Genomic DNA, 11,436 nt, shown 5'->3' with positions numbered 1-11,436 from the left:
TATGAGAATAGGGATTCTTACTCAGCCACTCTATTGTAACTATGGTGGTCTTCTCCAATGTTATGCGCTTCAGCATACTTTGCAACGTATGGGACATGAAGCTATTGTTGTACGGCGTGAATGGAACAGGCAGTATAGTTTTAAAGGGGCTTGCATCTATTACGTTAAGCATATAGTGAAGATGCTGATGGGTAAACGTGAGTCTTGGCATTATTATGTGGCTCAGGAGAAGCGTGATTATATAGCTCAGAATACATATAAGTTTATAAATAAGCATATAATTCCTTACTCTAATTATTGTTATTCTACGGAAGAATTGAGAAACGAGGTAGAACGGCTGCAGTTGGATGCTATCATTGTAGGTAGTGACCAAGTATGGCGTCCTCATTACTCTCCTTGTCAGCCCAATTATTTCCTAGATTTTCTCCCTCTGGATAGCCGTATTAAGCGTATCAGTTATGCTGCTTCTTTTGGTGGTGATGATTGGTTGTTTTCTCCAGAACTAACTGTTCAATGTAGCAAACTTCTTAAACGTTTTGATGCTGTTTCCGTACGTGAGCAGTCAGCCATAGGGCTTTGTAAAAAGTATTTCAATGTGAATGCTGTACAAGTTCTTGATCCTACAATGTTGCTTGAATCAGTGGATTATAAGGTAATTATAGGTTCATGCTCAAAAGACAGAGGTAGTCTCTTTTGTTATATATTAGACAGAACAGAAGAAAAAAATAATATAATTAAGAAAATAGCGGAAAGGGTAGGGAAGAAACCATTTGAATCAATGCCTGAGTTACCGGATGAGGTTTATAATCTCTATGGTAAGATAGATAAATGTATTTATCCTCCTGTTGAGGATTGGGTATCAGCTTTCATGGAGGCTGATATGGTTGTTACTGATTCATTTCATGGGACTGTTTTTAGTATCATTTTCAATAAACCTTTTTGGGTGGTAGGTAACGAAAGTCGTGGAATGGCACGTTTTCAGAGTCTTTTGTCTATGTATGGATTGGAAGATAGATTGATTACTGCCAAATCATTGCAGGAGATTGACTTTAATACAACCATTAAATGGGACAGTGTCAATGAGAAGAGAAGAATGTTACAGGTGAAATCAAAAGAGTTTATCACAAAAGCATTATTATGAGTACGATAACTTTCGGTCGTGATAAGACACAAATACTTAAAGGTATTGCTCTATTATTGATGCTTATTCACCATACGAGTAATCCTTCGTATTGGTCGGAGAGAGGGACGTCATTGTATTCTTATTTTGAACATCAAGTAGCATCAACAAAAATGTGTGTGTATATTTTTGCTTTTCTTGTTGGCTATGGTTTCTTTTGTTCAAAGAACAAGACATTGAAATATAGCTTCAAGCGCATACTCCTGTTGATAGTACCCTTTTGGACGATGCTATTTTGTATGTTTGTTCCTGCTGCATACGCATCTGGTGAATTTTATGATGTATTGGACTGTAATGCAATAGGGAGTAAAAATGGTATTGTAGAGTTGTTCTACAATATGTTTGGTTTCGTGGAGACGCTCAATTGGTATAGTTGGTTCGTTGGCTTCTATTGCTTTAGCATGTTGCTTATGCCTGCACTACATAAGTTTTTTCAGAAGTTCCAGTGTTTTGGATGGTTGATTGCTATTATAGTATTCTACATACTTGCTGTAGGCATTCACTCCATTCGTGATTGGGATACTATGCCTATCGTTCACATGATGTTCATAACTTGTACGCTCATACCTCTGATTATAGTGGGCTATATGTGTGCGATGTGGAATGTGCAAGGCAAGATCCCTACATGGTTTGAGGGTAGGGAGCATATACCATTGGCATTGCTTACTATTGCAGCAGTATTGGTGGTAAATGCTCTCAAGATCCAGACCGCAGGCTTCTGCATACAGGCATTCTATACTCCACTGCTCATCTTTGCTGTTGTTGGCATTTTTAATAGCGTCAATGTGAAGTGGTTGAGCAAGGGATTGATGCAAGTTGGCGACCTCTCGATGTATATGTGGTTCTTCCATGCCATCTTCTTTACTGAGACGGTTAACCTCTATACTAAGCAATTGGTCTTCAGTTCTATACATAGCTACTTATACACTCTCTTCATGACCTTTGTACTCACCTACATCGGTTCGTGGATAATTAAGAAAATTATTTCACCTATATTGAATGTGATTAAATGAAATTTAATATTGTATTCTAGTTTCCTGTGCATGAGAAGTTTGAGGTAATTATAGATTGATTGTTAGATATTACTACTTCTAATCGGAATTGTGCAGTTGTTTTACTCATTCAGGTGAAATGATAAAGATATTCAAAGACAAATTTGGTAAATAATAAACAATATGAGACGTCTACACATTGTTATGCCTATGGCTGGCGAGGGCTCTCGTTTTGCCAATGCGGGCTGGACCACTCCGAAACCCCTCATCGAGCTTAACGGTCAGCCTCTGTTTAAACGTGCTATCAGTAGTGTGGTTGCTGAGGGTATTGAGATGAAGTATAGCTTCATCGTGCGTCAAGAACACATCGATAAGTATGGTATCGATGCAGGTATCAAATTATTCCTGCCTAAGGCTAATATCTTCTCAGTGATGAAGACTACCCGTGGAGCTGTTGAGAGCTGTCTGATTGCAGAGAGTGCTATTGCAGATGATGATGCCGTCATCGTGATGGATTGTGATTTGGAGTTCAGGAGTGTGAAGTTTATCGAGATCATTAAACAGATCCTTTCTCTGTCGATGGAGGAAGCTAACGGTGGTGCTCTTGTCAGTTTCGAGTCCGAGCAGCCTAAGTACAGTTATGCAGAGGTAGGTGAGGACGGTTACGTAATACGTACAGCCGAGAAAGAGGTCATCTCCAATCACGCCCTTTGTGGTGCTTACCTCTTTTCTACAGGTAAGCGTTTCAAGGAGATCGCACATCAGTTGCTCAATGAAGCTGAGTTCAAAAAGACCGAGTACTACGTGAGCCTGCTATATAACTATATGCTGGCAGCAGGGGAACGCGTTCGGCTCGCACCTATGGAAGAATATTACTCATACGGAACCCCCGAAGAACTGCAAAGATATTTGTTATGATTAAGGCAATAATTACAGATTTTGATGGCACACTGGTCGATACTTTTGAGGCTAATTTTCGCGCTTATCAAGAAGCGTTTGCCAGTATAGGCGAAACGCTTACTCCAGAGCGCTATCGTGAGTGTTTCGGATATCGCTTTGAGCACTTTATGTTAGAAATTGGTATCAATGATGTAGCAAAAGTAAATGCAATCAAAAAGGCGAAGAAAGAAGCTTATCCTAAGTATTTTGACAGTCTTCGTCCTAATAAGGTGCTAATCTCATTGATCGAGACTTTCAAAGTAATGGGAGCAAAGACGGCAATAGCCTCAACAGCTCGCAAGGAGAATCTCATGAATGCAGCTACATTCCTTGGAGTTGATAAACATTTTGATTTGATTTTTGCAGGAGTGGATGTAAAGGAAGGTAAACCATCACCGGAGATTTATCTTAAAGCGATGGAAACTCTTGGTGTCAAACCTGAAGAAACTTTGATATTTGAAGACAGTCAAGTTGGTATTGATGCAGCAAAGGGTTCAGGAGCGCAATGTATGGTAGTCTCGGAGAAACAGTTTTTGTGATTTGAAATATTTTAAGAAATGATAATAAGTATTTCAAAAGACAAGACAACTGTTTTGAAGGGAATAGCAATTGTTTTCATGATACTCCATCATTGTTTGATTAAGGAGTTTTATGCTGAACCGCCAGCTTTATTGTCAACTTTCCCGGCTCTTAGAATGCAGATTGGCATGAAGATATGTGTCGGTATCTACACTTTCATAATCGGTTATGGATTTTGGTATTGTCAGTCATATAGTCCGAAGTATGTATGGGAGCATATTTGGAAATTGTTGAAGCAATATTGGATAGTGCTTTTCTTGATGATTGTTCCAATTTCTATATGTGGAGGATATTTTATAGGGGGTAAATTGTTGATATACAATATGTTTGGTCTTCAGTGTCAATACAATTTGGGTAATTGGTATATTTATTTTTACGGCTATGCATTATTGGTGTTACCATTACTGAAGCGTGGGATGCTGCACGATGGAATATGGCGATTGATAGTTGCAATTGTGGTATTTGGAGGGTTAGCAACATTATTCAGTTCAAGCAGCATTCTTTCAAACTGTTTTAGATATTCACAAGTACTTGCAGTTGGTTTATATTGTGCAAAGACTCAAGTGCTCTCAAGATGGAGCAAAAAGATAACTTTAAAATATGTGTGGATAGTTTTGGGGCTACTTGCTGTTGTATTTCGTTGTGGCATTAGTGGTATCAAAGGTTTTACAACGGACACCCTTGCTGTTCCTTTGGTGGTAATTACTATATGTTTTCTTTTCCAAGGAAAAGAAAATACCTGTACATTCAGAATATTGACTCAGTTGGGTAAATGCTCAACCTATATGTGGTTTATCCATTGTATATTTTTTAGTGTTGCTACTAGAGGCGTTTTCCAAGATATGCCAATATGGATTAACTCAGTACCTATAGTTTTCGTTATTGTAACGTTGATTTCTTACGCTATTGCAGCAATGTTGATAAAATCAGAAAAGTTATTGATTAAGTTAAAAACAACGTCTTTTGAAGAAAGATTATGAAGATAGAAGTTAAAGGACATAGTGGATGCCAGATTGATGTGGTCAATGAGAGCAATGAAATTTATGTGTATAAATCCACGGCAGATCCAAAGTACATTGAGCGCCTTGTTCTGCAGGCTGAGAAACAATGTGCAGCAGCAGAGATAGAACATCAGCATATCCGTGTGCCTAAAATTTACGATATTGAGAAAACTGATGAGACCGTTGTGGTCAAGATGCAATATGTGTACTCTAAAAACTTCATCGAGTTCTTTGAGCAGGCAGGCTTCGAACAAGTGGATTACCTGATTGGTGCATTGGAGTATTTTGTGGAACATGAGATCAGCAAAAGTAAGTTGCAGACTGTGTCGGCCTCCATCTTTCAGGATAAGTTTGCAGAGATTAAAAGTAAGTGCGAGAGCAATCCTTTCTATCAGAGAGACGAGCGCATTGCTTCTATTCTAAGCCGGTCTGAGTGGGTGTTTGCAGAACTCAACGATATGCTCATCCCTGTAGGTCTCTGCCATGGTGATCTCACCTTTAGCAACATTCTCTTCAACGGCAACAATTATTATCTTATCGACTTCCTTGACAGTTTCATCGAGACCCCTTTGCAGGACATAGTTAAACTTCGTCAGGATACTTGCCACCGCTGGTCACAGTTGATGTACACCAAGCGTTACGATGCTGTCCGTCTGCATATTGTACTCGACAAGATAGACCGTGAGATTGATACCTACTTCAGTAACAAGTATGAGTGGTACCGCACCAACTATCCTATCATGCAGCTTATGAATATCCTCCGCATTCTGCCGTATGCGCATGAGGAGAAAGTCCTCTGTTTCCTCAAGGAGACCCTTGAGTCGCTACTTGATGGTTTAGATAGTAAGAGATGTGTAGAGAATGTAGGAGACTGTGGAGAAAGTACCCCCTCTCAAATTCTCTCAAACTCTCTCAACACTCGCAAGAGTTTGCTCGTTCCCGTAGCCGCCGACAAGCCTGAGTACGAGAATGGTCTTCCATATGTCTTTGGTTTGGACAAGGATGGCGTGATCATCTGCATAAAGAGCATCATGGGGTTGGATCTTGAGAAGTTCGATAATATCTATTTTACCGTCCTTCGCAAGCATAATGAGCGTTTCTTTGTGGCTGACTCACTGAAACTGCAGTTCAAACGTCTCGGCATCAAGAATGCTAAGGTAGTGGTGCTCGATGAACCCACGCAGGATCAGGCTGAGACTATTTATCGTACCATCATGCTGGAACGGATAGAGGATAGTATCTTCATCAAGGATGCTGACTGTTTCTTCTATACCGACCTTACCGATGGGAATGCTGTAGCCATTTTCCCTATTGAGCAGTTGGAGGTTTTGTCACCTAAAGACAAGAGCTATGTAGCCGTTGATGATATGTACTATCTTACCAACATCATTGAGAAGACTGTGGTGGGGCGCTACATCAGTGCTGGCGGTTACGCTATCAAGCGAGTGGAGACTTTCATACACTACTATAACTGTCTTCGTCAGTATGGGCGTCTCTACCTCTCCCACATAATCTATGCTATGCTTCTTGACAAGAAGCCCTTCCGCCCGATGATGGTGGAGGAGTATAAGGACTGGGGAACACAACGTGATTTGATGAGATATGAGTAAGTATGTTTAATAAGTCCCGAATCATCAATTTAGAAAATTGGCTAACAATAATTCGCACATTCGCTAATTCGTGATAAAAAGAAAGTTTATGATATCCAAGCAATGCTAACGATCCAAACAATGGATAATATCATATCGATCTTGAGGCGCAACTATTCACTCTACATCTATATCTTCCATATACTCATTATGTAAGTGTGCGAAGTCGTAGCGATGCGACTTCCCGAGTCGATAGAAAACATATATATGTATTTCAACCCGCTGGTGGTAATTCTGTTCAGTATAGAATTTACTTTCTGCTGGGGAAACTTAGAATAATAAAAGTATGAATAACACTCCTTTGGTGTCTATCCTTTCACCAAGTTACAATGTAGAGAAGTTTCTACCTCAATGTCTTGATTCCATTATTCATCAGACTTACAGCAATTTGCAGATCGTGCTGATAGACGATGGTAGTGAAGATGGTACCTGGAGCGTGATGCAAGAATTTGCCGCCAAGGACAAACGTGTTGAGATATACCACCAGAAAAACTGTGGTGTGGCCATCACACGTAACCATCTGCTGGATAAGGTGAGGGGTGACTATGTGCTTTTTGTGGATTCCGATGACTGGATTGAGCTGGACATGGTGGAGCTCTTAATACAAAAAGCACTAACTACAAACTCGTCCATCGTGACATGTGGTATGGTCAAAAATGATAATTCATTCGACAAAAACACCCAAAACGAAGTAATTTGGGAACAACCCGAAGTAGTTCTCGAATTCCTTCGTCATGTGCGTTTCAACGGTTCATTATGGAATAAACTTGTTGCGACGAGTTTATTCCATAATGTGCGATTTCATTGTGGAATCTCCTACGGAGAGGATGCGCTATTTGTATGGGGATTATTACAGAATGTGGATAAGGTAGTACTGATTGACAAGATACTGTATCATTACAGAATGAATGATGACAGTATCTCCCATGCATCTTGGACACCGGAGAAGAAGGGATCGAATCATCAGGTATGGAAACAGATAACTGAAGATGTAGCCAAACTATGGCCACAATATCTTGATGTTGTCAAGGTGAGAGCAGCCCTCGAAGACATGTGGGCTTTGTATTATGCATCGGCTACATCATATGGATATGATGGGCATATCCATATGCGTCAGCAGAATGTGAGATGCAACTTGATGTTGATACTCAAGTCAGATATCCCAACAGCCAATATGAAGTTGTATGCTATTGCGGCATCCATATCGTTTAGCTTATTAAAATATATACACAAATGATTCCAAAGATTATTCATTATGTTTGGTTTGGAAACAACCCATTCCCACCCAAAATACAGAAGTGCATAGATAGCTGGAAGAAGTACCTGCCAGATTACGAGTTCAAACTTTGGAACGAAGAGACTTTTGATGTCAACTCGTGCCAGTTTGCAAAGGAAGCCTTTGAACTGAAGAAATGGGCTTTTGTATCAGACTATGTTCGCATCGAAGCTATCTATAAATATGGCGGCTGGTATCTTGATACCGACATCGAGATACTCAAGCCTATTGCACCGTTGGAAGTTCATCGCGTAGTATTGGGTACCGATGAGGATGGAGCCATTACCGCCATGTATGGTACAGAGCCGAGACACCCCTATTGGAAGAAGGTGCTTGACTACTACAGAACTATGTCTTTTGTCAAGCCAGATGGTTCGCTCAATATGGCAGTTGTAAACGAACACCTGCAAGAGGTGCTTGTAGAATATGGCTATGTACATAAGAACAAATATCAGGAATTGAAGGAGGGGATTATTCTCTATCCCGACGACTATTTTCATGTGGTGAGTTTGGAGCGAGGAACCAAACACCAAACTGAAAATTCATACGCCATCCATTGGCAGACGATGACATGGACCTCTAAGACCAGCCACTTTGTCCGCTTCATTCGAAAGAAACTCCTCATACCTATCTTTGGAGAAGGCTTTTTGGACTTCTACAACAAATTACGTAAACTGAGAAAAAGAAAATAAGATATGCAAAGAATCATTTTCATCAATCTGCATACTAGCTGGATGCTTGTGCGCAACTCGCAGGTCATCTATTTTAGGACTTCGGCAGCTCTGAAACATAGATATATTCTTGATTATCTGCTTGATAGCGACAAGTATGAGGTGTGCAACTACATCACTGAGCATGGGTTCTCACTCGTTCCGAATGATGGTGGCGCCTTAAATAAGTTCCATTGTCTCAGGTTCTGGGAGAATAAGAATATTCTGAAGAAGAACGGCATCGATCCTAAGAAGGTAACCATTCTGACAAAGGCAAGTGACATCCGACTTGATGACATCGTCATCCTCTATAATATCATGGGTAAGAGCAACTATGAGGTGGCTGGTGATATCAAGGCATTCAAGGCTCTAAGCATGCTTCATTTCCATGGCCGCAAGACCGAGAATGCATGCATGGAGAAGGCCGACTTCCAGTGTTATTTCAACGAAGTGGATCTGAGTAAGTCTTCTGAACTCTTCCGCAAATATTATCACGTAGAGCGTCCATGGGTGGTTATACCTTTTGTGTTTGCTGAGCGTTTTAAGAATATGAAGCCCTTTAAGGAGCGTCAGAACAAGTGCTTTTCCACAGGTACTATCACCTATAAGGAGCATGAGGAGTTCGTGTCTGTCTATGGTGACCCTTGCGACCAGCCTGCTCGTAAGTTCGTGAAGGATTATCCGGACTTCTTCAAGGACACAGTAGATTGCTACAGTAGCGACTATCTGGAGGACAACATAGGTAAGAAGTATGTAGATGGCGAGAACTATTTTGTGCGTATGTACAAGAAGTTTTATAACCTCACCCATATTGGTCAGCAGAAGAAATACTTCAGTTTCAATATGGTGGAGAAGTTCAACGATTACAAGATGCATCTCCTTGGTGAGGAGATCCTCGGTGTTCCTGGTATCGGCTATGTAGAGGGCATGGCATGTGGTAGCGCTTACATTGGTCTCGACTCGCCTATGTATCGTGATCTTGGTCTTATTCCCGGAATACACTACATTGCTTACGATGGTACTAAAGAAGGTCTCCGTAAGACGATAGAGTTCTGGCAGAAGTCTGAGAATCAAGACGAACTGGAGAAGATAGCCAAGAGGGGATGCGAATTTGTGCGTATGAATTTCTGTGGTGAAAAGGTAGCTAAAGAGTTGATGGCAACTCTTGTTAGTCAAAAGAATAATTGGCTAAAGGAGAATTAACAATGATTCCAGGATCATATTATTTATTTATCTACTTGTTCATAGTAACGATTGCCACCTTTTCGGTGTACAATCGGTATAGGATGAGCAGTAGTGGAGTGTTAGTCAAAGACAGTTCTAGCAACACACTTATTCTTGCATTGCTTTGTACAGTCTTTATTGGACTGCGCCCGAATGATCCGGTATTTGTTGATACGGTAGGTTATGTTGCAGGATACTATTATCATTTGCATGAACCTTTTGTGCTGTCAGCAGATGTGGAGAATTTGCTGTTCGAAAACATTTATCGCTTCTTTGCATCATACGATCTTGGCTGGCATACTCTGTTCCTATTTATGGCAAGCATATATTTTATAGGAACGTATCTTGCCTGCAAAAAGTTCTTCCCTAATAACACGTTGATTGCATTTGTTGTTTTTTTAGGGGCTTTTTCCACTTTTTCATATTCTGTAAATGGTGTGAAAGCAGGAGTTGCTGCAGCTTTGTTCCTATGTGCTTTAGCTTATAGGTCTGATAAACCAGTTCTTGCTTCCATTCTGGTTGTTGCTTCATGGGGTTTCCATCATTCTATGACTCCTTGTGTATTGTCCTTCTTTATCGTATGGTTCTACAGCAAGCCTAAATGGTATTTCTTGTTCTGGGTAGTGTGCCTTGCGTTGTCGGCTGCTCATGTAACTTTCTTCCAGACATTGTTTATGTCCTATTCTGATACTAAAGGTGCCTCATACCTTGATGCTGAGAATATGGCAGGTTGGGAAGGCAAGACGGGTTTTCGCTTAGACTTTGTGGTATATAGTGCAATGCCGGTTTTAGTTGGTTATTGGGCAATATTCAAGAAAAAGATAGATAACTTAAAGTACAATCGAGTTCTTTGTACCTATCTCTTAATGAATGGTATTTGGCTCTTGTGTATGTACGCAGGTTTCACCAATCGTATTGCATACCTCAGTTGGTTTATGTACCCTATTGTGTTGGTCTATCCGCTACTGGATGAAGAATGTGTCTGGGGCAGTTCGAGGTTTAAGACTGTAGCCCTTTTTGCCGGCCTTCACCTTGGCTTTACTTTGTTTATGAACATTATTTATCTGTAATGTGTATGAAATATAGAATCTCTGTTATAATGGGCATATACAATTGTGCTCCAACATTGCGTGAGGCCTTTGACTCAATGCTTGCGCAAACATATAAAGGCTTTAAAGTTATTATGTGCGATGATGGATCGAAGGATGATACGTACGCTATTGCTAAAGAGTATGCTAATAAGTATGAGAACTTCATTGTAATCAAAAATAAGTATAATATGAAGTTAGCAGCTACCTTAAATCATTGCATTGAGTATGTTGATACTGAATTTATAGCTCGTATGGATGGTGATGATATCAGTGTGCCGAACCGCTTCGAGACCCTTATTAACTTTTTGGACGCTCATCCCGAGTATGCTTTCGTTAGTAGTGCCATGACACACTTCGATGAGAACGGTGATTGGAAGGTGACACGCAAGGAACCGGAACCAACTATCAACTCATTTAAGCGAACTTCACCTTTCTGTCATGCTCCTGTGCTGATGCGTACAGAGGCTCTTCGTGCTATTGGCAACTATACGGCAGAACCGAAGGTGGAGCGAATGGAGGATTATTACCTTTGGCATAAGTTCTATTGTGCAGGTTATAAGGGATATAATCTTCAAGACCCTCTCTATAAGATGCGCGATGATAAGAATGCAACTATCAGAAGACATGGAATATCATCTAACTTCCGAGGTTACAAAACAGATCTGGAGATCTTGAAGAATCTTGGCATTAAAAACTATTGGTTGGTGCCTACAATGAGGTTCCTCAGAACGCTCCTCATCCCCAATTTCATGATGCATAGACTGAGAAAGATTAAAGCTAAATTCCAAAAATAAT

Annotated in this window: 11 protein-coding genes; all 11 read left to right on the top strand. The window is 40.4% G+C overall.

The window, feature by feature from the left end:
* The first annotated feature begins 1 nt into the window (after position 1).
* Positions 2 to 1,141, top strand: coding sequence for a polysaccharide pyruvyl transferase family protein (locus BQ7997_RS08955; protein WP_073345590.1), 1,140 nt, complete (start codon positions 2 to 4; stop codon positions 1,139 to 1,141).
* Complete coding sequence (locus tag BQ7997_RS08950) at positions 1,138 to 2,193, top strand: acyltransferase family protein (RefSeq protein ID WP_073345587.1); 1,056 nt, start codon at positions 1,138 to 1,140, stop codon at positions 2,191 to 2,193. The genes BQ7997_RS08955 and BQ7997_RS08950 overlap by 4 nt, the downstream gene beginning before the upstream one ends.
* A 162-nt stretch (positions 2,194 to 2,355) precedes the next feature.
* The gene (locus BQ7997_RS08945) at positions 2,356 to 3,090 is read left to right on the top strand and encodes a glycosyltransferase family 2 protein (RefSeq protein WP_073345585.1); all 735 of its coding nucleotides are present in this window, start codon (positions 2,356 to 2,358) and stop codon (positions 3,088 to 3,090) included.
* Positions 3,087 to 3,650, top strand: coding sequence for an HAD family hydrolase (locus BQ7997_RS08940; protein ID WP_044656255.1), 564 nt, complete (start codon positions 3,087 to 3,089; stop codon positions 3,648 to 3,650). The genes BQ7997_RS08945 and BQ7997_RS08940 overlap by 4 nt, the downstream gene beginning before the upstream one ends.
* Before the next feature lie 18 nt (positions 3,651 to 3,668).
* Positions 3,669 to 4,670, top strand: coding sequence for an acyltransferase family protein (locus BQ7997_RS08935; RefSeq protein ID WP_073345582.1), 1,002 nt, complete (start codon positions 3,669 to 3,671; stop codon positions 4,668 to 4,670).
* Positions 4,667 to 6,301: a phosphotransferase gene (locus BQ7997_RS25885; RefSeq protein WP_229088277.1), complete on the top strand. Its 1,635-nt coding sequence runs from the start codon at positions 4,667 to 4,669 to the stop codon at positions 6,299 to 6,301. The genes BQ7997_RS08935 and BQ7997_RS25885 overlap by 4 nt, the downstream gene beginning before the upstream one ends.
* Positions 6,302 to 6,626: 325 nt before the next feature.
* Positions 6,627 to 7,577, top strand: coding sequence for a glycosyltransferase family 2 protein (locus BQ7997_RS08920; protein ID WP_073345578.1), 951 nt, complete (start codon positions 6,627 to 6,629; stop codon positions 7,575 to 7,577).
* The gene (locus BQ7997_RS08915) at positions 7,574 to 8,308 is read left to right on the top strand and encodes a glycosyltransferase family 32 protein (RefSeq protein ID WP_044656220.1); all 735 of its coding nucleotides are present in this window, start codon (positions 7,574 to 7,576) and stop codon (positions 8,306 to 8,308) included. The genes BQ7997_RS08920 and BQ7997_RS08915 overlap by 4 nt, the downstream gene beginning before the upstream one ends.
* Before the next feature lie 3 nt (positions 8,309 to 8,311).
* Complete coding sequence (locus BQ7997_RS08910; protein ID WP_073345575.1) at positions 8,312 to 9,529, top strand: glycosyltransferase; 1,218 nt, start codon at positions 8,312 to 8,314, stop codon at positions 9,527 to 9,529.
* Between the two features lie 83 nt (positions 9,530 to 9,612).
* On the top strand, positions 9,613 to 10,620 hold the full coding sequence (locus BQ7997_RS08905) for an EpsG family protein (RefSeq protein WP_159436753.1): 1,008 nt from the start codon (positions 9,613 to 9,615) through the stop codon (positions 10,618 to 10,620).
* Complete coding sequence (locus tag BQ7997_RS08900; protein WP_073345570.1) at positions 10,620 to 11,435, top strand: glycosyltransferase; 816 nt, start codon at positions 10,620 to 10,622, stop codon at positions 11,433 to 11,435. Before BQ7997_RS08905 ends, BQ7997_RS08900 begins: the two co-directional genes overlap by 1 nt.
* Position 11,436: the final 1 nt, after the last annotated feature.

Source organism: Bacteroides congonensis, from assembly GCF_900130125.1.
In the GTDB taxonomy this organism is placed as follows: Bacteria; Bacteroidota; Bacteroidia; order Bacteroidales; family Bacteroidaceae; genus Bacteroides; species Bacteroides congonensis.
Note: the sequence above shows the minus strand (reverse complement) of the source record. Positions and strands in the feature narration are given on the sequence as shown.